Genomic DNA, 24,063 nt, shown 5'->3' with positions numbered 1-24,063 from the left:
ATGGAAAATTTAAATCAACAAGATAGTCTGGTTGAATATGGTTTTCGACGCGTCGTAATCACTATTACAGCAGTGCTATGTGCTCTGCTGGAAATTGTGGACACCACGATTGTCAATGTAGCCCTTAACGATATGAAAGGTTCGTTGGGTGCTACTTTAACGGATGTAGCATGGGTGATAACGGCTTATGCAATTGCCAATGTCATTGTAATTCCGATGACCAGCTGGTTGTCCCAACAGTTTGGACGTAGAAATTATTTTGCTGCCTCTATTATCATATTCACCGTATCTTCATTTTTGTGCGGTAACGCAACCAATATGTGGGAACTCGTCGCTTTTCGTTTTATACAAGGGATGGGTGGGGGTGCCTTATTGGTTACAGCTCAAACAATTATTACGGAAAGTTATCCCAAAGAAAAACGTAGTATGGCTCAGGCGATCTACGGGATGGGGGTTATCGTTGGGCCTACTTTAGGGCCACCTCTGGGTGGTTATATTATCGATAATTTCTCTTGGCCGTACATATTTTATATTAATGTGCCACTTGGAATTATCGCTACATTGTTGACATTGTCTTTTGTCCGAAGTCCCAAATATAGCCAAAAACAGTCTGCCAAAGAAGTGGACTGGTTCGGCATGATTTTCTTGGTTATGTTTATCGGATCGCTCCAATTTGTATTGGAACATGGGCAACAGGATGACTGGTTTGACGACTCCTTAATTCTGGGCTTATCGATCTTATCGGCTTTTGGATTGTTATTCTTTATCTGGCGGGAATTGGTATATGATAAACCTATCGTCAACCTGCGCGTATTGAAAGATAAGAATTTGCAGGTTGGTGTAGTGATGAGTTTTATACTCGGTTTTGGGCTGTTCGGGTCTACTTTTATTATACCGATTTATACCCAGTCTATATTAGGATGGACAGCAACAGACGCTGGTTTGCTGTTGTTACCAAGTTCGATCATGACTGGTATTATGATGCCGTTTATTGGTAAGATGATTCAAAATGGTGTACCTCAAAAATACATGGTTGCAGTAGGACTCAGTATCTTTTTTGGCTTCTGTTTTTGGATGTACAGTTTAATGACGAATGACACGGGTTCGGAGCACATGTTTTGGCCACTAATTTTACGTGGAGTTGGATTGGGATTGTTGTTCGTGCCTGTTATGACGCTTTCTTTATCGACATTGCAAGGTAAATCAATCGGTGAAGGTGCTGCTTTTACAGGGATGATGCGTCAATTGGGTGGTTCGTTCGGAATTGCATTGATTACGACTTTTATCGCCCGGGATACCCAAAAACATCGTGTTGATCTAGTTGGTAATTTGGACCCTAGTAAGTTTGATGTGCAGCAGCGTGTACAGCAATTGCAAATGAGCTTTCAGGCGAAAGGTTTTGCACCAAATGAAGCTTTGGCCAAAGCGTATCAGATATTAGATCTAAACGTGATGAAGCAAGCTACTGTGTTGTCCTATATGGATGTATTTCTGTATTTAGGGGTTGTATTTTTGATTTGCGTTCCTTTTGTATTGATGATAAAACAAGGCAAAACGCAGATCGATATGTCTAGTGTGCATTAGTCCAAGATCGCTCAGATCCATTGGTTTTAAAGGGGTATCCTGTCCTAAACAGCACTTATCCACGTATTAAAAAGTCCTCAAAAAGTGTTTGAATTTTTTGAGGACTTTTTTGTATACTCTGCTTTTTGTTTAGTAGTGTCGGCGGTTGGCCTCGTCAATCTAAAAATTTGCAATTCAAAAACCTGATTTAAAATTGATTGTTTAATAAAAACCAGTTTAGGAGAACCCGTCTTTTTAGGAAGCAAAGGATAATTCCTTCTGAAATGTAATTCAGGTAGAGTTTTTATTTTAAAAATAGCAACTGCATGCATACAGAGAAACTTAATTTTTTGGCATTTATCATCCCACTATTTTTAATCTTGATGCTGTTGGAATATTGGTATAGCCTCAAAAAGCAGAAGTGTTTTTATTCTTTTGATGAATCCATCTCAAATCTCAATGTTGGTATCGTGGAGCGTATGTGTGATATGTTTTCCGTGAGTTTATTTTACTTTTTTTTCGTTTGGCTGTACCAAAACTTTGCGCTATTTCATATTGAAGCTAATCTTTGGACCTGGATTATTCTTTTTCTCTTTACAGATTTCCTTTGGTATTGGTATCATCGATACAGCCATGAGATAAACCTCCTGTGGGCAGCCCATGTTGTCCATCACCAAAGTGAAGATTATAACTTTACGGTAGCAGCCCGCATTACTATATTCCAGGCTGTCTTTCGTTCGCTATTTTGGGCTTTTATTCCTCTTTTGGGTTTTCCACCTTTTATGATGACCACTATTTTATTAGTTCATGGTGTATATCCATTTTTCTCCCACACGCAGACCGTTGGGAATTTGGGAATCTTGGAGCGGGTATTCGTCACGCCATCGCACCACCGCGTGCATCACAGCAGTAACGAAATTTATTTGGATAAGAATTATGGGGATATCCTAATTATTTGGGATAAGCTTTTTGGAACATTTATCTCGGAACAAAAGGAGCAGCCTTGTGTTTATGGTCTCACTAAGCCTATTCATCGATACACTTTTCTTTGGCAACATTTTCATTATCTATTTGAAATCGGCTTATCATTTCAGCGGGCAAAAGGATTTAAAAATAAGATGCGAACTATATTTGGTCGCCCTGATGACATACAGCCAGAAATTCGCGAAGAGCTAGAAGTACGGATATTTGCTGGAACTAAGTCGCAAGTTCACAAACGAGGCTTGAGCCGGTATATTTTTTTTCAGTCAATGTTGACGATGATCCTTCTTTTTTTCTTTTTGCTTTATGGGAATTATCAGCAAGTGATACAACTCGTTATCGGCGGCGGTTTTATTCTCTGCAGTGTCATTTGTATCGGTGGACTGCTAGAGCATGAACGATGGGTTTTTCCACTTGAAGTGCTGCGATTATTTCTATTTATGCTGTACATTGCCCTTACTTTTTATTCACCTTTGGGTGTTATATTAATGGGTTGTGGCGTTTTAGCACTATTGATTTTTTATACAAGGCTAGCCAGCCATTACAAGAAAGTTCTTTGTCTTGAAAGGTGCTGATACAATATACGTTGTTTTAAAATTTAGAAGTCGCACGCTTAATCATTTGTGGTTTTGTTGCATAAATCAAAAAATGATTGACAGTAGGATCTCGCCATAATATCCCATCCATATTGTGCTAAAGTATTTTGTTTAAATTGTTGGCTGAGTTTTTTATAATGAACTGGGTTGTCTAAAATAGCTTGGAGCTGTTCAATCCATGCTTTTTCGTCTTTGCTTGCTACAAGCAGACCATTGCAATGATGTGCAACAGCACTTGTGATTCCTTCCAATTCGGAGGCCACAACGATAGTTCCCGCGGTAGAAGCTTCTAGACAGACTAACCCAAAACCTTCCATATCACCCAACACTTCAATATTGGGCATCAAAAAGGCATGAGCGTTGGTCAAAAGATGCTTAAGTTGTTCGAAGGGCACTTTTCCAAGATGTTCAATTTTTTCGGGATATGATTTCAACAGTTTTCGGATCAAACGTTGATCGGTCGGAAAGCCTAAGAATAGAGTGATGAGGTGACTAATTCCACTAGGAAAGAGATCTAAGAGGTATTCCTTCCATCGAGGTCTGCGATCGAAAGGGCCGACCATTAGTAATTTGAAATCACCTTGAATAGCGGGGATCACATGCTGCATCAACCACGAAAAGCCCTTTCTTTTGACAGGTCGTCCTAATGTTATAAAGTAGGGTTTGCTTTCTATTTTTGTACCATTGACTTGAGCAGAGATTTGTATAGGATCTACACCGTTGGGGATGACAATAATTTTGGCGGGGTTGATACCCCGTAATTTCGCAGCGTCGGCGGTAGCTTGGCTCACAGCAACAATCTGATCAAATGTGTTGAATCTTGGTATGACTTTGCGTTGAAAATAACGAAGGGGAAAGACTATATCCAATCCATGAATTGTAACAACACGCTTTAAATGGTTGTAGCCTTTGTGAAAAGAGGCTAGGGATGCAATTAATCCATCATTGAAGTGAATAATTTTGATGCTGGGATTATCCTTAATTTTAACTAAAATGCGACGATTTAGCTGAATGAAAAATTTTAAAAGTGGTTCGCTGTTATCGTAAACTAAAGTGTGTACTTTCAAATAAAGTGCTGTCGTGTTGATCAGTTCGAAACTCTGTTTTTCCATACCTCCAACATTTGGTGGATATTTATGACTGACAAATAGTATTTCTATTTCAGATGAAGACATGTGCGGGTTTCTTTTTGATGAATAGATAAAATATAAATCCGATGGCTACCCAGATGAGTTGTCGGCTGCGGCGTAATAAAGAAACGCTGAGCCAAATACTGGTCCCTGTAATGCCAACCATACTAAGTAGGAGCTTGTTGGCGATTTCTTCAATGCCAAGCTGCCCGGGAATGAAAGCGCCGATGCTTTTCAGGACGATGACACTCATATCCAGTATTAAACCATGTATGGGCTGCACATTGGTACCCAAAAATTTTAAAATATAATAGAATTCGAGACTGCCAACAGTCCAATGAAGTACAAAGAGTAAGTAAGAATACCAGAAAGTTTTATTTTGATTTCGATAAAAGTCTTTTACCGTCAAAAGTAGCGACAGAACTTGTGCTTTTGCTTTTCCGAGTACTGTTGCTGTTGAAGCCTTGTTTTCTGAAGGATTTTTTGTAACTATTAACCAGTAGAATATCAAAATCATCACTAATAGCAAAAGTATACAGATAATATAGACCAGGGGGCCAGCGTAAGATATAACATCATTTTTTAACGGAGATAGTATCAACCAGCAAATAGCGATCAAAAAAAGAGTCAATTGAGATAGTACAGCGGTAATTCGGGATATTGCTACTGAATTTAATCCCTCTTTTAAGGGGATGTTATAGCGGGTTGTCAAGTCGGCTTTCAATAGATCGCCACCAATAATACTTGTAGGGTTAAATAGCCCAACGGTTTCACCGATTTGGCGGATGGCAAAGAGTTCGATCAGATTGACCTTTTTTTTTGCGGCTCCCAAGCAAATCCACCAAGCTAAGGTTCCGAAAGAATAGGCTGCAAAAGTTGTAAAAAGAATTACGATGAAGTGATAACCCACGGATGACAGTTCTTTTTTTATTGCAGTTAAATTGCTTTGAGCTAAAAATATAGCAATAGAGGTTAAAACCAAAAATAGAAAGATGCCTTTGATTAGTTTACTTAGTTGTGTTAATTTGCCCATGCCAAATCTATTGTATGTGTTTTTTCTGCCATCAATTCAATGTCTTTGAAATAGCGAGCAGATAAACTATTCCAATCCAAGGACTCCACATACAAGAGACCTTCGGTAACGAGATTCTTTGTTAACCTAGCGTCAGACAAGATCTTTTTGAGGTAATGAACATAGGCCGTTGGATTTTCAGAATGGCACTTAAAACCATTTTTACCGTGCTGGATTAGCGAGGCCGAACCACCCCCGTCGGCGATAACACAAGGAAGTCCAGAGGCTAAGGCTTCGACAACAACATTACCATATGTTTCTGAAACGGAAGGAAAGACGAAAGCATCTGCTGAAGCATACAGAACCGCGAGTTCTTCATGATTTTTCTTTCCCAGAAAAATGGCTTGAGGCATCTGTTGCATCGCGATTGTTTTCGCTGTTCCCTCACCGACAACAATGAAGTTATAATCAAGATTTTGTGTCTGTATTTGTTGATAGATTTCAATAAGCGTTTTGATATTTTTTTCCCAGACAATACGACTGACAAAAAGGATTGTCGGTTTGTCATTCTGTGTGATATTCTGGATGTAGGCGATATTCTTTTTATGGGGAGTAAATAGGCCTGTGTCTATACCTCTTTGCCAGAGCTTTAGTCGTTCTGGTTGTAAACCGATTTGTCGCAACTCATTTAGAATGGATTTGGTTGGGACATAAACAATATCACATTTATTGTAAAAGTTGTTCATTGCTTTTTTTATCCATTTTTCCGTTGGTTTGACCAATGGTTGGACATTTTTAAAATAATAGGCAATGTATGAAATGAAGTGTGTATGGTAGATGGTAAGTACGGGGATACCCTTCCGTTTGGCGTAATTTAGGGCAAAGAAACCTAAGAGGGAAGGTGTTGCAATGTGGATTATTTCCGGAGCAAATTTATCTAAAGCGAGCTCAAGTTTCTTTTTGATAAGCTGTGGAATAGCTAGGCAATAATCGTCATTGACGGGTATTTTGAATGAAGGTACCTTGTACGATTGAAAATTTCTAAATTGTACCGGGCCACCACCATAAATAAAGAAGTAGTTGAATTTCAGCTGATCGATACGGTTGATCAGTTGAAACATTGTCCGTGATGCTCCGTCGAAATCCTCAACGAGTATTTCTGTAAAGAATGCTACCTTTCTCATGTTATTCTTATTAGGGGTTGTATAAAAATAGCTGAAAGCTTTAATGCATACTTTATGGCGGTATTAATCTTTTGTCATTATAGTGTTTATAAATTATTAGTTTTTAATGATTTGTGTATAATTATTAAAAGGAAAGTTAATTGTAAATGAGAACTAAGCTAATGTTGTTAGGGTAGATTTGTAAGGAACAAAATATTCTGCCCATGTTATTAAATCTATTGTTCGAAAGAAAAATCAGACCGAAGGATCTTCGAAAGATTCTCCTCTTGTTTATCTGTGCGTCTGCTGGTGTTATACTGGGTTTTAAGTTGAAACCTAAACATCAACCGAAGCTTAGTAATTTGGTGTATGCGGACATGCCGGAAGCGGTTTACGGAAGGCTCAATTTGTTAACATACAACATCGCTGGTCTTCCTGAATTGCTTTCCAGTGCTGTAGCCGAGCGTTCTTCAAGTATTAGGTCCATCGGAAAACGAATCAATGCATTTGACATAGTCAATGTACAAGAAGACTTTAATTATAACAAATTTCTTTACAGTGAAAATAAACACAGTTACCGCACAGCAAACATGGGTGGAGTACCTTTTGGAGATGGCCTAAGTACGCTTTCAAAATACCCTATTGTTGAATTTAAGCGCGTAGCTTGGGCCGATTGTAATGGTGCAGATTGTCTCACTCCTAAAGGTTTTTCTTATGCTCGAATTCAATTGGCCAAAGCAGTATTTATAGATGTTTATAATGTACATGCTACAGCTCAGGATGATCAGAATGCGACTGTTGCCCGGCAGAAGAATATTAATCAGTTGAAAACCTATATTAAAAAGTACTCGGCTGGAAGACCTCTTTTGATTATGGGTGACTTCAATGCACACTATGCAGACGAGCTGGATAACATCAGATCCTTTCAGCAGGACTTAGGTTTGGTAGATGCTTGGGTAAGCTTGCGGAATAAGGGTATTATTCCTCATCTTCAGGCTGATTTTGAAGCTAAATCAGCGCTCGAATTGACAGAAGATTGCGAAGGAATTGATAAGATTTATTACCGCAATGATCATCATCTACTCTTTGAGGCTAAGAATTATCAAGTTCAAAAAAGGCTTTTTCAGAACGAACGCGGGCAGGATCTATCTGATCATTGTGCTGTCTCCGTACAGTTGGGCTGGCGCGTGGTCAAATCTTCATTTCAGTAATTACAAACAGCACTTTCTCAAATCTTTTCTATCAATCGCGATTAGCACTGAGCCCTTCAGTGCTTTTTTATTGCCCATCAAAAAAGCCCCATAAAATAAATTATGGAGCCTTTATTAAATTGGGATAAATTATCTTATTTATACATTTCTGCACGTTGCGCTTTTACCACATCGCTATTGATGTATTCATCGTAAGTCATCAATTTGTCGATGATACCTTTTGGTGTCAATTCGATAATTCTATTTGCAACCGTTTCAGTCAATTCGTGGTCACGGGATGTGAACAACATTGACCCTTTAAAATCAGACATACCGTTGTTTAATGCGGTAATGGATTCCAAATCTAAGTGATTGGTCGGTTCATCGAAAATTAAGAAGTTGGCGCCCTGAAGCATCATGCGAGAGAACATACAACGCATTTTTTCTCCTCCAGAAAGTACAGATACTTTCTTCATAACTTCTTCACCGGAGAACAACATTTTTCCTAAAAATCCACGTATAAATTGCTCGTCTGCTTCTGGGTTAGTGGTATAGTTTCTGAGCCAGTCGACCAAATTTTCATTTTTACCTTCAAAGAATTCTGCATTTTCAATTGGCATATCGGCAGGAGTGATCGTAACACCCCACTTGAATTCACCGCCAAAATCGGTATCTCTACCCGTCAGGATATCGTAGAATGCGGTGGTAACCAGTGAATTTGGACCTAGCACAGCAATTTTATCACCTTTATTAATCATAAACGTGATATCTTTAAAGAATACCTCGCCATTGACTGTTTTGCTCAATCCCTCTACATGTAACGTTTGATCTCCCGGTTCACGATTCATGGTATTGAACATGATGGCAGGATACTTACGGTTAGACGGCTTAATCTCGTCGATATTGATCTTATCCAATGCTTTCTTACGAGAAGTAGCTTGTTTGGATTTAGAAGCATTTGCTGAAAACCGACGGATAAATTCCTGAAGTTCTTTCACTTTATCTTCCATTTTCTTGTTTTGATCAGAACGTTGCTTTAACGCCAATTGAGAAGATTCATACCAAAACGAGTAGTTACCCGTATAGATTGTCATCTTACCGAAATCGATATCCACTGTATGTGTACATACTGCATCCAAGAAGTGACGGTCGTGGGATACCACAAGAACAATGGCTTCATAACTTGCCAAGAAGTCCTCTAACCACGCGATGGTATTAATATCCAAATCATTGGTAGGCTCATCCAGAATCAAAATATCAGGTTTGCCAAATAATGCCTGCGCTAAGAGCACGCGGACTTTTTGGTTACCGTCGATTTCAGAAACCAACTTGTAGTGTAGTTCTTCTTTGATCCCCAAACTGCTCAATAAAGTTGCAGCATTGGATTCGGCATTCCAGCCATCCATTTCGGCAAAAAGACTTTCCAATTCGCCGGCACGTTCGCCGTCGGCATCGGAGAAATCCTCTTTCATGTAAATGGCATCTTTCTCTTTCATGATTTTGTAAAGCTCTTGGTTACCCATCATAACAGTTTCAAGAACAGTAAACTCATCGAAAGCATAGTGATCCTGGCTTAATACCGACATGCGTTCACCCGGGGTGAATGCCACTGAACCTGTCGAAGGATCAACCTCCCCGGAGATAATTTTTAGGAAAGTAGATTTACCTGCTCCATTAGCACCAATAATACCGTAACAGTTTCCAGGTGTGAATTTTAAATTGACATCTTCGAATAGTATACGTTTACCAAAACGAAGCGAGAGATTTGACACATTAATCATGCTGCAAAGATACGTTTAAATATTGTATTTTTAACTATTCAAGGGCATCAGTTATATGGAGAAATTTAAGATAATTCTATTACAAAAATCAGCTTTTTACAGCTCTTATGGAAAAATAGTCTCCGGTGAATTTTTTTTGACTGGAATACAATCATTGAAATGAAATGTGGAACGCAATATGCTGCGATGCGACTGAATGGATAAATTGCAAATTATAGTGCTCGTGGTTTAAATTGGCTTCTTTTTTGTGGACGAGAGCTGAAATGAAATCAATTATGAAAAGAAATAGAATAAAAAGTGTTTTTATCCTCGCTGTTGCATTTATCTTTCATACTCAAGGAGCCTCGGCTCAATTTGGAGGGCTATTAGACAAAGCGAGCAAAGCTGTTGCTTCAAAGGGAAGCAAGATGCTGGGGCTGGACAAGTTGCTGAAAGAACCGGAAGCTATCAGTACTAGTTTTGAAGATGTCGATAGGAAAGGGGAGCAAATGCCCGATTTTCAAAATACGGCAGTTTACAAACCGTTAGAAAATCTAAAAAGAAATGGAAGTGATGGCTATATATTGGAAGCCGGACATTTTGAAATGACCAATAAGAGCTATTGTTTGAAAGCGGGTACCTATGCACCTTCAAAAGGCGACGGTTATATGTATGCGCCTACACTGGGCAAAAAGAGAGAGGTAGTCATTGCCATTTTAAAGAATGCTGAAAAGCACCCGGAAGTAGCACAGTCGGACATACAGATGTTATTGTGGACAATTATTGCGAAGACTAAATTTATTGATTATTCGGGGTCGGTGAAAGAGACAGCCTTAAAGTTACTAACCGCTGAACAAATTTTGCATTTGGAAGGTGGGGCTCTCGGTGTGTTGCCATTTGATGTTGTCCAAAAAGCCAAAGACCAGATGCCTCCAGCGGTTCAGACCATCTTTGAAGCGGAAAATAATATTCGACAATTGGTATCTTCGGGAAATTACTCCTATGCAGACTTTGAACAATATGCAATAATGGCCGGTATGGCCGAACCTCGTGCGGATGTGCCAAGTGGAATTTGGACGCTTCATCCCGATGGTTATTATGTCCGTTATTTTCCAAGCGGGTATTCAATGACAAAAGTGCAGGTGTATGTCCCACAGGAATTAATTGCAAAGTTGAATGGGAAGAAACTCGTGTACGACGCAACGGACGATATTGCTTGTCCAGCGAATACTGGATCGCAGCGGTTAGCGCAAACCAATGAGCCAATTCGGCATTAAGGGCTTGGTAGGTATTGAAAGATCGGTAGGGGATTTGAGATACATGGGAGGAAATTTAATGAATAAGGNNCCTTATTCATTAAATTTCCTCTTTTGCCTCCTGTACAATATATAAACAATGACAATAATAGCGATTATTGCTAAAATAATGTAATGGGAACCTGAATGTTGGGTTTTATCCTCTGTCGTCTGCGCATATGTAAAATTTGCTACGAAAAGAAGCACCATGAAAATCCACTTCTTGCACATAATAAACGGTTTATTAACTATAGTAGCAAGCTAAGTATTTTTTACAACAAAGTCAAATTAATTTAGTAAAATCACTGCGCTTTTTATAAATTTTAATAGATAAAACAAACATCTTACCATGATATCTTTTTTATTTCAAGTGCTCGGCTCATTTATTGCTCATAAAATTTAGATAATTACTCGTTAACCCTTTAATAAGAATGCGCATTAATAGGAGGTATATTCCATAAATGGCCGTAAAATCGTATATTGTGAGCCTTTGTGAGCATTTTTTAGATATTCAATCATGTCAAAACTTATCAATTTAACTGTCTTTAGGGAATTCTTAAAATCCAGCTTTGCGGGCGGAATTATCCTTTTTTCTTGTGTTATTCTAGCTTTGATCGTAGCAAATACGCCATTGTATTCTAGTGTAATGAAATTTCTCAATCAGGAGGTAGGTTTTAATAGCGGGCAAATTCATTTAAAATATTCGTGGTTATTGTGGCTCAACGATGGTTTGATGGCTATTTTCTTTTTGTTGGTAGGACTCGAGATAAAGCGCGAAATTGTGGAAGGCGAACTCTCATCACCGAGTAAGGCAATCCTGCCGATATTAGCTGCAATTGGCGGTGCGCTTCTGCCTGCTATTATTTATTTTGCATTGAACCAGGGCGCCTCGACTGTGCATGGTTGGGGTATCCCCATGGCAACAGACATTGCATTTGCTTTAGCCGTTATCACGCTTCTTGGAAATAAAGTTCCTGCCAGTCTTAAGATCTTCTTGGCTGCTTTGGCCATTGTTGATGACCTACTTGCTATATTGGTGATTGCGATCTTTTATAGCAATGGTATTCATGCGACCTATTTATTTATTGCTATAGGTATCTTTCTATTTTTGATTTTGTTGAATAAATTGGGTGTTAAGGCCATCTGGGCTTACCTAATTCCGGGACTGTTTATATGGTACTTTGTGCACCATTCTGGTATTCATGCTACAATAGCGGGCGTACTAGTAGCCATGACGTTGCCAACAACACCAGACGCGGAAGAATCTCCGCTGGAAAAACTGGAGCATCTGTTGGCCAAGCCTGTCAATTTCATTATCATTCCATTATTTGCTTTTGCAAATACACTGATTCCAATTCATGGCGAAATGATTGGTGGGTTGACTTCAAAATTGGGTATTGGTATTATCCTAGGTCTAATCGCTGGTAAATCAATTGGAATATTCTTGATCTGTTTCATTGCTAAAAAACTGAAGATTGCACAATTACCTGAAGGAGCCGGGTGGAAGCAGATTTTTGGTGTAGGATTATTGGGTGGAATAGGTTTTACGATGTCCATCTTTATTTCCATACTTTCTTTTGATGATACCATATTAATTGAGGAAGCAAAGTTTGCCGTGCTGATCGCTTCTTTTTGCGCAGGCTTGCTCGGTTATACTGTTTTGAGTGTCGTGTCATCTGCAAACAAAAATCAAATTACCGATTAATTTCATCTACAAAAATAGTCCTATGTCTGGCTTACAATAATGGGCAGTACAATTGTTTTGTTCAACTTCATCCCTATTTATCCGCGTGGATTAGTCCCATGGCGACGTTGTTTGGAATAAGATAACGAGCTATAGGTATTAATTTTAGACTTTTATGAATTAGATTTAGTAATTTAGGGCACAACAATAAAAACAATACGTTGAGATTTGATGAATTTGGCTTTGTTCCAGCTTTGGGAGAAGGCTTAGAAAGTATGATGTTTGAGGAGGCTACGCCGATCCAAGAACAGACCATCCCGATTATTAAAGAGGGAAAAGATATGATTGCCTGCGCACAGACAGGTACAGGTAAAACAGCGGCTTATATGTTGCCGATCCTCGATGCGATAGCACGGGATTCAAGGGAATCCATTCTTGCTATTATCCTTGTTCCGACCCGGGAGCTTGCTATGCAAATCGATCAGCAAATTATGGGCATGTCTTATTATACAGGTGCAACATCCATAGCCATCTATGGTGGGGGCGACGGTATGGGCTACGAGCAGCAAAAGCGCGCTATACGAGAGGGGGTAAATATCATTGTAGCCACCCCAGGAAGGTTGATAAGCCATCTTACCTCCATGAAGATTGATCTCACTCATTTAAAGCACTTTGTGTTGGATGAAGCCGATAGCATGCTGGATATGGGATTTCAAGACGATATCTTACGTATTGTAAGTTATCTGCCGAAGAAAAAGCAGATGCTTTTGTTCTCAGCAACTATGCCAGTGAAAATCAGGTCCTTTGCCCGAAAAATCCTGCAAGATCCTGTGGAAGTCAATATTGCCATTTCCAAACCTTCGGAAGGAATAGATCAACGTGTATATCTTGTCTATGATCAACAAAAAATGGAGCTCCTGAAATCCATATTGAAGGATCCGAACTATGTATCGGTTATTATTTTTGCATCCCAAAAAACTACGGTCAAACTTCTTGCTCAGGAATTACAGAAGCAAGGAATTGATGCCGAGGGTTTCCATTCGGATCTCGAACAGTCAAAACGGGAAGATATCATGGGCAGGTTCCGTTCTCGTCAAGTTCGGGTATTGGTAGGGACCGATGTGATTTCTCGTGGTATCGATGTTGTGGGGATCAGTTTGGTCGTTAATTATGATGTTCCACCAGACCCGGAAGACTATGTTCACCGTATCGGGCGTACCGCTCGGGCAGCGACCACGGGAACCGCTATTACTTTTGTCAATGAGAAAGATCAAAATCGTTTTGCTCAGATTGAGAATTTAATAGGCTACCCGATTGAACAGCTACCATTGCCGGATGGGTTCGAAGTGGGACCTACTTACAACCCTGGCAAAAAAAATCCGCAAAATAAGAAGAAGCGTTTCAGTAGGAATAAAAATAAAAATCATCAGAAAGCTAAAAAGGCTTAGTTTTAAACTATAAAGCCCCCCATATCAGAAGAACATGGGGGCTTTATAATGAAATGTATATTTTTATTCTATCGTCCACACGGCTAATTCATATCCATCAGGATCCTGGAACTGAAATCTTTTTCCGCCCGGGAAACTAAAAATATCTTTTAATATCGTGCCGCCGGCACGGATAACCTGATCGCGCGTAACTTGCAGATCGTCTGCATAGATAACGACAAGAATGCTGCCGTTTACTGGGGTGCCGAGCGTAAAGCCACCGTCAACATATTTTCCTCCAAAAGATGTATATTCCGGTCCGTAATCTGTAAACTCCCAACCGAAGCTCTTCGTATAGAATGCTTTGGCAAGTTCAAGGTCACTTGATACAAACTCAAGGTATTGGATCTGCTGGTTAACAAATTTGTTTTCAGTATCGGTATTGTTCATAACGGAAATATCTATTTAATGTAATGTATAATAAATTGTTCGATCTATTTTGACGGGTTGGGAATCAAAAGCCAAACCGTTTGATAAATATAAGGCTTTGCTGAAAATGATACGCATTTTTATTTTCAACATGTCTTCTTCACAATTCAATCTGTTCCTCCACCCAGTGCACGGTAAAGATCTATAGTCGCATTTAGCATTTCCCTTTTTACTGTAATCCATTCCAAATCATTTTGAAGGGCGTTGTTTTGCGCATTTATCACTTCCAGATAGTTTGCCATTCCACTTTTGTAAAGCAATGTTGCATCAGTAGTAGCTTTGCCAAGTGCATTTGATTTTGCATGGATGAGCTGAAGTCGCTGTTTTGTGTGTTTAATTTTCGCCAAGGCATCAGAAACTTCTGAAACAGCGACCATAACCGCCTGTTTAAACTGCAAAGCTATCTTCTCACGTTCGATAACCGATATTTCATAGTTTGTTTTTAAAGCACCTTTCTGAAAAATTGGCTGTGCAATATTCCCGGCTATTGTTTTTACGATCGAACCCGGTAGATCAAACCATTTATTAAATTGAATGGAGTTTATTCCAATGGAGGGTGTCAAACTGAGAGAAGGGTACATCGCAGCTTTGGCTAGCCCCATTCTGCTTGTGGCTGCAGCAACGGCGTATTCTGCAGCTCTGACGTCAGGTCTGCGGCTCAAGAGTTCGGCCGGTACTCCTGTGGCAAGTCCATCGCCAACAATGGTATCATCTAAACTTGCTGTACGTCGCATGCGCGCAGGGAAACTTCCGCAAAGAATGCTCAGTGCATTTTCTTCAACTTCCATATTTTGATAGGCTAGGGGAATTAACAATTCAGCAGTTTTCTTCTGTGCTTCTGCTTGCTCTACGTCAAGCGAACTGACCACTGATGAATTGTATTGCAGACGTATCATACGAAGCGTGCTATCGCTCAGTTGAACATTTTTTTGTGCAATCTTAAGCTGCTCATCCAAAGCGATTAGATTATAATAGGACTGGATGACCTGTACAATAATCCGAGTTCTCAAAGCCGATAAGTTTTCCTTTTGGCCAAAAAAGTTAGCCATGGATTCTTCTTTTTGCAATCTTGCCTTTCCCCAGATATCGGCTTCCCAAGAGATTCTGAGCATGGCGCTATAATCGTCCATATAGGGCGTTCCTATAAATTGATCGCTCAGCGAGCCATTTAAGGAGTTGCTCGATAACCAGGTTCTATTCGCTCCAATGCTTAAGTCAGCTGTCGGCAGTAACCCTTTCTTAGACTGTTTGTACGCGAGTGCTAGTTGTTGCATATTGAGAAGTGCAACATTGACGTCTGTATTGTTAGATAATGCTTTCTCAATGAGTGATGTCAACAAGGGATCCTTTACAAATTTGCCCCAGGATAGCTGTAGCGTATCAGACGTCAGGACAACCGCGCTGTTTTTAAAATTTTCGGGCAGCACCATCTCTTGACGTGTGTATTTTTCCCCCACGCTGCATGAGGACAATAAAAGGGCGCTGGCTGCGAAAGTTGTTATATAGTGATGAAATTTTTTCATTTTAATCGTTTGTATTGTGTACTGTATTGTCCGTAAGCTTGTTACCCGAAACTTTTTCTTGCAAATATTGGAACACCAGGTACAGCAATGGTATGATGATTACCCCAAAGATTACTCCGCTTAACATACCCATTGCTGCTCCCGTGCTGATGGAATGATTACCCGTTGCTGTTCCGCCGGTAGCAAACATGAGCGGTATCATACCGGCAATGAAAGCGAGTGAAGTCATCAAGATTGGTCGCAGACGCGCTCTTGCTCCCTCAAGGGCCGAATCAATGAGTGATGAGCCTGCTCTTCTCCGCTGTAAAGCAAATTCAACAATCAAAATGGCATTTTTTGCCAAAAGACCGATAAGCATGATCAAGCCCACCTGGACGTAAATATTGTTGTCCAATCCAATAGCACGTGTTCCTAGGAAAGAGCCAATCATACCTGTTGGGATTGATAACAGGACGGCAAGGGGCAATAAATAACTTTCATACTGTGCTGATAGTAAGAAATATACAAATAGTAAGCTTAATGCTAGGATAAGTACGGTTTGATTGCCCGAAGACTTCTCTTCCAAGCTAAGTCCCGTCCATTCGTAGCTATAGTCTCCCGGTAACTTGGTCAATACATTTTTCTCCAATGTTTCCATGATCGCACCATTACTAATACCAGGCGTACTAACCACGTTTATCGTGAGTGAATTGTATAAATTATAACGGGTTACCGATTCAGGGCCATATACTTTAAGAAGGGTAACCAAGGTATTCACGGGAACCATTTGGCCAAGATTATTTTTGACAAATATTTCGTTGAAGGCTTCTTTATCAGTTCGATAAATACCGTCTGCTTTTACTGCTATCCGATAGAATTTTCCAAAGCGGTTGAAATTCAATGATTGGTCGCCCGCAAAGTAAGTTTGAACGGACGAAAGCATTTCACTGACATCTACGCCAAGTTGGGCAGCTTTGTCTTCATCTACTTCTAACTCCATCTGTGGATAATCTGCTCTGAACATGGTATAGGCAAGCTGCACCCCTGGTTGTTTCATAATCTGCGCAATAACGGAGTCGGACATTGCTTTCAGCTCTACCGGCGATTTACCAGCTCTGTCCTGCAAAACGAGTTCCGCGCCATTCATCATACCATAACCATCAACAGGAGGGGAGCGAAAGGCCATTGCGTTACCTTCTTTGACACTGGATAATTTTTGCGAGATCACTTGGTGAATCTGATCGATATCGTTCATTTCACCACGTTTCTTTTTATCTTTCAGGCGTATAAATCCTGTTGCATAGGCTGCGCTGGAGTTGTTGCCGATCATATTGAATCCAGTAATACTTGTATGGCTTTCAATAGAAGGGATATCGGCAAGTAGTTTTTCGATTTTTTCTACTGCTTTTGTAGTTCGATCAAGTCCCGTTCCTGGGGGCATTTCCAAACTGTATACAACAAAGTTATCATCCTCCATCGGTACAAAACTTTTGGAAGTGCTTGTCATGAGGTATCCCGCAACGCCAATTGTAGCTAGAATCAAAAGTGCCGAAATCCATTTTTTCTTTGCCAGGAATTTTAATGAACCAACGTATCGGTTAGTCATGTTTTCGAAGCCAGCGTTAAACGCTTTGAAAAAACGTTGAGAAAATCCTGTTTTTGGCGTCTGCCCATCGTGATTTTCGGCGTGCGTATTTTTAAGCAATAATGCGCAGAGTGCTGGTGTTAAAGTTAAGGCATTGATCGCAGAGATCACAATGGCGATAACAAGGGTGTAGGCAAACTGTTTATAAAACATGCCCGATGAACCTGTCATAAATCCAATGGGAATAAAAACTGCACACATCACCAAGGTAATGGAGATGACAGCTCCTGTGATTTCACTCATGGCACTATGGGTAGCCTGCTTACCGGTTAAATTGGAAGTCTCCATCTTTCCATGTACTGCTTCGACAACGACAATTGCATCATCGACAACGATACCAATGGCGAGTACTAAGGCAAATAACGTCAATATATTGATGGTAAAGCCAAACACCAGCAGGAAGAAAAAAGTACCTACGATAGCTACGGGAACTGCGATTGCTGGAATAACAGTCGACCGTATATCCTGCAGGAACAAAAATACAACGAGGAAAACCAAAATGAAGGCTTCAATCAATGTCGAACGTACTTGTGCCGTACTTTCATCCAAGCGTTCTTTGGTACTGATCAATTTAAAAATCTTGATCCCAGGAGGGAAAGAGCGTTGTGCTATTTCAATCTGTTTATCGATCCCGATCTCAATTTCATTGGCGTTGGAGCCTGATGTCTGGAATATACCAATGGTAACGGTGTTGAGGCCGTTATTTTGCGAATTACCACTATAGCTTATTGATCCAAATTCAATACGTGCGACATCCTTTAAACGAACGATCTGGACGCCATTGTTTTTAACGATAATGTTTTCATACTGTTCCGGAAGGTTCTTTTTCCCTTTATAGCGTATGACATATTCAAGTGGTGCTTTTGATTCTTCCCCTAATTTTCCAGGTGCAGATTCCAAACTTTGTTTGGAAATTGCAGCAATAACCTCTTGTGGTACAAGTCCATAACCCGCCATTTTCTGCGGATTCAACCATACACGCATCGAATAGTCCTTGGAACCAAATACCATAGCCTGCCCGACCCCGGGTACGCGTTTGATTTGTGGGATCAGGTTGATGTTCACATAGTTCTGTAAAAATAGTTCATCATATTTTTTATTATCTTCTGTATAGATATTGAATATCATGATCATACTATTTTGTTGCTTGGAGGTCGTTAATCCCATTCGTACAACTTCTTGTGGTAAGATGGGAGTGGCCTGCTGTACCCTGTTTTGTACATTTACCGCTGCCTGATCTGGATTTACACCTGCTTTAAAGACAACACGTACCGAGAACGTACCGTCATTACTAGCTGTAGACGTAATGTATTCCATATCTTCCACACCATTGATTTGCTCTTCAAGCGGGGTAACTACCGATCTTAATACGGTTTCGCTATTTCCTCCCGGATAGCTTCCGGTAACCTGTACCGTCGGCGGAGCAATATCTGGGAATCGCGTTTGAGGTAGCCTAAACAGACCGATTACCCCTAGTATGACAAATATGATCGATATAACAGTCGCCAAAACTGGCCTGTCAATAAACTTTTTTAGCATTTTAGTTTGAATTTTATAAAGCTTTAAGTACCATTTTTTTAAAAAGGGAATACTGAATTTGCTGTGCCGGGATTGTTCCAAGGCATACATAAAAAGAAATCTTCAGTGCTCCGTTCTCGTTATGGACGGCGAACCTTGTTACATGTTGGTTTTCTGAGATGGTTTAACCTGCATGCCATCGTTAAGCACGTCAATTCGGTTCATAACGATTTTTTCACCTGTCTTCAGACCAGATTTCAGTAAATAGGCATCGGCGGTATTTCCTGCAATTTCAATCTGCTTCATAGAAACTTTGTTCTTTTCGCCAATAACATAAACGAAGTAGCGGTCTTGAATATCTTTCACAGCGGCCATAGGAATCAATAATACGTTTTCATGCGTTTTTTTTAAGATTACTTTCGCCGATCCACCTGAACGTAGAATTTTTTCAGGATTGATGAAACTTGCTTTCAGTGCCATGCTTCCGGTTGTTCTGTCGATGTTGCCACTGGCTACCTCTACCTTTCCGGCGTGGTTGTAGCGTGTTCCGTCCGCGAGTAATAGTGTTGCTTGCTGATGAGAAGATTTTTTATTTTGATCTTTGATGAAGGCGATGAAGTCGGATTCACTTAATGAAAAATAGACATTTACAGTATTGATCTCTGATAACGTTGTCAATGGTGTCGCATCTGCTGCGGTAATTAAATTTCCGATCCGGTTGGGGATCCGGCCGATATAGCCGCTTACAGGTGCGTTGATCAGCGTAAACTTGGCATTTATCTGAGACGAACCCAGTGCAGCCTGTGCTTGCGCTACCTGTGCTTTTGCTGCGGCATAATTTGCCTCTGCAGTTTTTAATTGTAATTCAGTATACACTTTACCTTCGACAAGTGGTTTAATTTTTTCGATCTCCACTTTAGCGTTTTGTTCGGCTGATAAGGCCGCCTGATAGGCCGCTTTGCTGTTGTTTACCTGTTCGTTGTAGACATCAGCTTTAATTTTGAATAACGCTTGTCCTTTTGATACATAGTCACCTTCTTTGACATAAATTTGTTCCAGATACCCCGTTACCTGCGCTTTGATATCGACGTTGACAGTTCCCTCTAACGAGCCGGGGTACTTTTTTTCGGTTTCAGCCTGGGTCGGAGATAATGTCATAAAGTCAACAGTAACTGCTTGCTCTTGCGGTTGTTCCTGATTGCTTCCACAGGACGATAATAATGTTACTGCTGTAATAAGTGTAAGGAAATGTTTTAAAGTCATCGTTCTTTGTGCCATTTTATCATTGTATAATGAGGCAAAGAAAACAAAACTTCAAAGCCGCTAGGCATAGAAATAGACTGAGACGTTACAATTGCTTACTGAACCGTCAAAGTGATGATCTGAATTTTAAGACCTAAAGCTGTATAGCCTGCTTTTGCTGAAGATAATTACGCGATGGATTAATGTTTGCTCTTCTGCGTAAGGAAAGCTAATTTTTTCTTTCACGCAAAAGAAGGGGATAGGTCAGTTTTGACCATCAAGCAGATGCAGAAAAATAATAGTGTTTGATTGGTCTTAAGTGTATTTTATATCCGCTATCAATAGTCTAACCAATTTTTCAGGAGCTGCGCTTTTTCTCTGCTCACAAGAATTTCCACTTCGTCGTTATTTTTCATTTCTATTTTAAGTTTTCCGTTAAAGTGATTGTGCAATCTCTTGATGGCATCTATGTGCACGATGAATTGTCTATTGGCACGAAAAAATACTTTCGGATTTAATTGCTGTTCGAGTTCTTCCATGGTTTGCGGTACGATTTCGACCGTGCCGCATTTAAGCTGGGCATGGGTAAGTTTAAATTCTGAGTAGAAATATAATACATCTTCCACGAGGATGGTCTTAAAACCGTCTTTGAAAGGGATTAGAAAACGCAAGCGAAAATCTTTCGGATAGATAAAATCCAGTAAACCTTGAAGCGGTTGTTGGTTAATCAGCAGATCTTTCCGATGATCGAGTTTTTGGACGGCATTTTCCAGTTCTATTTTTTCGACAGGTTTGAGCAAGTAATCTATACTATTGAATTTAAAAGCCCTCACCGCATATTCGTCAAATGCAGTCGTAAATATGATTGGGCAGTCTATTTTTATGGTTTCTAAAATTTCAAAGCTTAAACCATCGGATAAGCGAATATCCATCATCACGAGATCCGGAAGCTCGTTACTATTAAACCAGTTGATGCTATCAGCGATATTATCCAATACATCCAAGATAACGATGGATGACTTAATTTCCTTCAAAAGTCGTTTTAAACGATCTGCATTGAGTTTTTCGTCCTCGATGATTAGTACTTTCATTATACTCATTATGCTTGCGCTAAAAGTGGGAGGATTACATTAAATGTTTTTCCATCATTATTAATTTGCAATTTTAAGTTTGAAAGCAAATCGTATCTTTTAATGATGTTTGAAATCCCGATTCCAGATGATTCGGAGACACGCTCAATCGGAATTAATATGTTTTCAACAACAAGTTGATTGCGGGCGTTGGTATATACTTTGATTTTCAGTGGTTTTTTCTTATTTGTCTGGTTATGCTTTAAAGCGTTTTCTACCAATAACTGCAAGGTGAGCGGTGGCAATTGGAAATTGCGTTTGGCAGGGTTAACGTTTATCTCGAAGTTAACTCCATCGCCAAATCGGCTTTTGATAAGAAATATATATGAATTTAGAAAATTGAGCTCTTCTTCGAGTGAGATAATATCTTTTTTAGAATTGACAAGAAGGTAGCGATATATCTTGGAGAAGTTTTCTGCATACTCGTAACCTGATTGCTGGTCTTCGAGAATGATTTCTGATAGTACGCTCAGGTTATTAAATACAAAATGAGGGTCGATTTGTAACTTTAACGATTGAAGTTCTGTTTCTAGAATGACCTGATCGAGCTTAGCGGCACGCATGGATTCATTTTTCCAGTTGGTGATCAAATGACTACCGATATTGATACCCATTATCATGAGCGCAATCAAAACACTAATTGTAATATTTTGTATCATGCCCCTTTTTTCCTCCAACGATGGTGCTATAGTAACATTTTGGGGACCAACGTAATATTTTGAGATGAGGTACTCCAAGAGTAAGTTTATAAATAATACCGTCAAGAGATTGATGACGGTTTCAAGTAGCAGTCGCTCCGTCGGGCTATCTTTCCAAGTTAAAAACTTGTCAAGTTTGTCATGGACAATGATGCTGAATTCGGATATGATAAAGCTGTAGATGATCGTAAAAGTCCACTCCCCGAGTATTTCGAACATGTTTCTTTGAAAATAGCCATTCCAACAACTCGAGAAAGGATCTATAATATATGCGACCAAATAAATGAGCAGAAAGGAAAGAAAGGTGAATATCAGCCTTTTTTTATTTTTACTAATTAGATTATTCTCGTCTTTATAGATCGTTATATCCCGCATTCGTTTAACTTATATTTCTAGGTGAAATCTATACAAATTTTGTAATTTCTTTTAGTATTAGACGACAAATTTCTGCTGAAGCGTATAAAGCCCCTACTGAAATATCAATTTGATGAACTCAGCCGTATATTGTTGTAGCACACAAAAGAGGGGACCCTAGGGTCCCCATCTACCAGATATGTATAAATAAAATTAGAAAATGCTTGTTTAAAGCCTTAATTATTGCTCCATCCACCGCCTAAGGACCGATAAAGATCAACAACAGCAGCAAGCTCCGCTTTTTTCACCTGAGCGAGCTCAAGCTCGCTTTGTAAGATGTTGCTCTGGGCCGTTATTACTTCCAGATAGGTGGCCATTCCAGTTTCAAATAGAAGGTTCGCATGTTTTGTAGCTTCTTTCAACCGGTTGGTTCTATCCAATGTAATCCGTTGTTTTTCTTTCAATTTTTTAATTGAAATTAGCGCGTCGGCTACTTCCCCAGCAGCTGAGATTACTTTTTGCTTGAAAATCAAGACGTTCTTTTCTTGTTCAACACGTGCCAGTTCATACTGGGTTTTCAGTTCCTTACGCTGAAAAATCGGCTGTGTAATACTTCCTGTAATTGCACCGAATAACGACGCAGGTAAGTTAAACCAATTGCTTGCCTTGAATGCATTTACACCAGCTTCAGCACTAATGACCAAAGAAGGATACATCCGCGCTTTTGCGTATTGCTGATAAGCCTGTGAAGCCGTGATAGCGAGTTCCGCTTGTTTGACATCGGGACGATGACTTAACAAATCGGCTGGGATACCCGTTGCTAAGTCTTCAGGAAATTGAATGTTCGACAATTTCTGCGTTAATTGAATCTCCTGTGGAAGTTTTCCACTAAGAGTCTGAATAGCATTTTCCTGAATATGGATCTGTTGTTCAAAGTCAGGAATTAAGGCGGCGGCGGCCAATCGCTGCGCATCCACTTGTTCCAAAGCAAGCAGGGTAATGTCACCGACTTCATATTGCTGCTGCACGATACGTAAGGTTGTATCACTTAATTCCAAGTTTTTTTTGGCGATATCACGCAATTGATAAAGCATAAGAAGTTGATAATAGCCTTGAGCAACTTGTGCAATTAATTGGGTCTGGATTACTTTTTTAGCTTCTTCTGTCTGCAGATAAGAAGCTAAAGCGGCGATATTTTGGTTTTTGATTTTACCCCATATATCGGCTTCCCACGATAAACCTAAGGATGCTGTATAATCCTCCACATGATGTTGGCCTAAAAACTGCCCTAGGCTCAATCCATTCATGCTGTTATTGGACGGATTAGTGCTATTTCCACGGATCTGTAATTGGGCCGTGGGAAGATAGTTTGCCTTTGCTTGTTTGAGGCTCAGTTGAGACGCTTCTATATTTTTCAGTGCCAGTTGCATGTCTAAGTTATGTTGTATAGCACTATCGATCAAGGTTCGTAAGACCTGATCCGTAAAAAAATCACGCCATGGAATAGAGCCTATACTAGTTTCCTGCGGCGCGTTAATCTGCTCGCGGTATTGTTCTGGTAAGTTCGGCGCAAGATGCTGGTTGCTGACCAATTTCTCTGTTTTGCAAGACCATGCGACAAAAGATAAGATCAAAACCGTCAGTAATTTTGCTTTACTATTTGTGTATTTAGATGTTGTCATGA

At 39.8% G+C, this 24,063-nt stretch carries 17 protein-coding genes; 6 read left to right on the top strand and 11 right to left on the bottom strand.

All coding sequences use genetic code 11. The features are described from left to right. Together B3E00_RS09900 and B3E00_RS09895 are read left to right on the top strand one after the other, a co-directional pair. On the top strand, positions 1 to 1,584 hold the full coding sequence (locus B3E00_RS09900) for an MDR family MFS transporter (protein ID WP_209574471.1): 1,584 nt from the start codon (positions 1 to 3) through the stop codon (positions 1,582 to 1,584). A 305-nt stretch (positions 1,585 to 1,889) separates the two neighbouring features. Beyond that, positions 1,890 to 3,119 carry a sterol desaturase family protein gene (locus B3E00_RS09895; RefSeq protein ID WP_293879313.1) on the top strand — a complete coding sequence of 410 codons (1,230 nt, stop codon included), beginning with the start codon at positions 1,890 to 1,892 and terminating at the stop codon, positions 3,117 to 3,119. A gap of 38 nt (positions 3,120 to 3,157) precedes the next feature. Here B3E00_RS09895 and B3E00_RS09890 read toward each other — a convergent pair whose 3' ends face one another. From B3E00_RS09890 to B3E00_RS09880, 3 genes are read right to left on the bottom strand one after another with little or no spacing between them, the layout of a single operon-like run. Next, on the bottom strand, positions 3,158 to 4,315 hold the full coding sequence (locus B3E00_RS09890) for a glycosyltransferase family 4 protein (RefSeq protein WP_293879311.1): 1,158 nt from the start codon (positions 4,313 to 4,315) through the stop codon (positions 3,158 to 3,160). Then, complete coding sequence (locus tag B3E00_RS09885) at positions 4,302 to 5,303, bottom strand: lysylphosphatidylglycerol synthase domain-containing protein (protein ID WP_293879309.1); 1,002 nt, start codon at positions 5,301 to 5,303, stop codon at positions 4,302 to 4,304. Before B3E00_RS09885 ends, B3E00_RS09890 begins: the two co-directional genes overlap by 14 nt. Beyond that, a complete protein-coding gene (locus B3E00_RS09880) occupies positions 5,291 to 6,466 on the bottom strand; it encodes a glycosyltransferase family 4 protein (RefSeq protein ID WP_293938328.1) in 1,176 nt (391 codons plus the stop codon). Before B3E00_RS09880 ends, B3E00_RS09885 begins: the two co-directional genes overlap by 13 nt. A gap of 203 nt (positions 6,467 to 6,669) precedes the next feature. Between B3E00_RS09880 and B3E00_RS09875 the strand changes: the two genes are divergently transcribed. Then, positions 6,670 to 7,656 carry an endonuclease/exonuclease/phosphatase family protein gene (locus B3E00_RS09875; protein ID WP_293879305.1) on the top strand — a complete coding sequence of 329 codons (987 nt, stop codon included), beginning with the start codon at positions 6,670 to 6,672 and terminating at the stop codon, positions 7,654 to 7,656. 134 nt (positions 7,657 to 7,790) lie between these two features. On the opposite strand, the gene B3E00_RS09870 is transcribed toward B3E00_RS09875, so the two are convergent. Beyond that, entirely contained in the window at positions 7,791 to 9,416 is a 1,626-nt protein-coding gene (locus tag B3E00_RS09870) for an ABC-F family ATP-binding cassette domain-containing protein (RefSeq protein WP_209574457.1), read from the bottom strand. Positions 9,417 to 9,691: 275 nt separating this feature from the next. Here B3E00_RS09870 and B3E00_RS09865 point away from each other — a divergent pair, with 275 nt between their 5' ends. The 3 genes from B3E00_RS09865 (at position 9,692) to B3E00_RS09855 (ending at position 13,822) form a co-directional block, all read left to right on the top strand. Beyond that, a complete protein-coding gene (locus B3E00_RS09865) occupies positions 9,692 to 10,672 on the top strand; it encodes a hypothetical protein (RefSeq protein ID WP_293938327.1) in 981 nt (326 codons plus the stop codon). 535 nt (positions 10,673 to 11,207) lie between these two features. Continuing rightward, on the top strand, positions 11,208 to 12,395 hold the full coding sequence (nhaA, locus tag B3E00_RS09860) for a Na+/H+ antiporter NhaA (protein WP_209574453.1): 1,188 nt from the start codon (positions 11,208 to 11,210) through the stop codon (positions 12,393 to 12,395). A gap of 200 nt (positions 12,396 to 12,595) precedes the next feature. Next, a complete protein-coding gene (locus tag B3E00_RS09855; RefSeq protein ID WP_293879298.1) occupies positions 12,596 to 13,822 on the top strand; it encodes a DEAD/DEAH box helicase in 1,227 nt (408 codons plus the stop codon). 63 nt (positions 13,823 to 13,885) lie between these two features. Here B3E00_RS09855 and B3E00_RS09850 read toward each other — a convergent pair whose 3' ends face one another. The 7 genes from B3E00_RS09850 to B3E00_RS09820 all read right to left on the bottom strand — a co-directional run bounded on the left by B3E00_RS09850 (position 13,886) and on the right by B3E00_RS09820 (position 24,061). After that, positions 13,886 to 14,251: a VOC family protein gene (locus B3E00_RS09850; protein WP_293938326.1), complete on the bottom strand. Its 366-nt coding sequence runs from the start codon at positions 14,249 to 14,251 to the stop codon at positions 13,886 to 13,888. Positions 14,252 to 14,397: 146 nt separating this feature from the next. Beyond that, positions 14,398 to 15,813 carry an efflux transporter outer membrane subunit gene (locus B3E00_RS09845; RefSeq protein ID WP_293938325.1) on the bottom strand — a complete coding sequence of 472 codons (1,416 nt, stop codon included), beginning with the start codon at positions 15,811 to 15,813 and terminating at the stop codon, positions 14,398 to 14,400. Position 15,814: 1 nt separating this feature from the next. Next, positions 15,815 to 18,976: an efflux RND transporter permease subunit gene (locus tag B3E00_RS09840; protein ID WP_293938324.1), complete on the bottom strand. Its 3,162-nt coding sequence runs from the start codon at positions 18,974 to 18,976 to the stop codon at positions 15,815 to 15,817. A gap of 138 nt (positions 18,977 to 19,114) precedes the next feature. Beyond that, positions 19,115 to 20,233, bottom strand: coding sequence for an efflux RND transporter periplasmic adaptor subunit (locus tag B3E00_RS09835; protein WP_293879290.1), 1,119 nt, complete (start codon positions 20,231 to 20,233; stop codon positions 19,115 to 19,117). Between the two features lie 302 nt (positions 20,234 to 20,535). Then, a complete protein-coding gene (locus B3E00_RS09830; protein WP_209575117.1) occupies positions 20,536 to 21,288 on the bottom strand; it encodes a LytR/AlgR family response regulator transcription factor in 753 nt (250 codons plus the stop codon). A gap of 8 nt (positions 21,289 to 21,296) precedes the next feature. Continuing rightward, positions 21,297 to 22,244, bottom strand: a complete 948-nt coding sequence (locus B3E00_RS09825) for a sensor histidine kinase (RefSeq protein WP_293938323.1) — start codon at positions 22,242 to 22,244, stop codon at positions 21,297 to 21,299. A 371-nt stretch (positions 22,245 to 22,615) separates the two neighbouring features. Beyond that, on the bottom strand, positions 22,616 to 24,061 hold the full coding sequence (locus B3E00_RS09820; protein WP_293938322.1) for an efflux transporter outer membrane subunit: 1,446 nt from the start codon (positions 24,059 to 24,061) through the stop codon (positions 22,616 to 22,618). Positions 24,062 to 24,063 lie beyond the last annotated feature (2 nt).

It is taken from the genome of Sphingobacterium sp. UBA5996 (genome assembly GCF_002429765.1).
Classification (GTDB): Bacteria; Bacteroidota; Bacteroidia; order Sphingobacteriales; family Sphingobacteriaceae; genus Sphingobacterium.
Note: the sequence above shows the minus strand (reverse complement) of the source record. Positions and strands in the feature narration are given on the sequence as shown.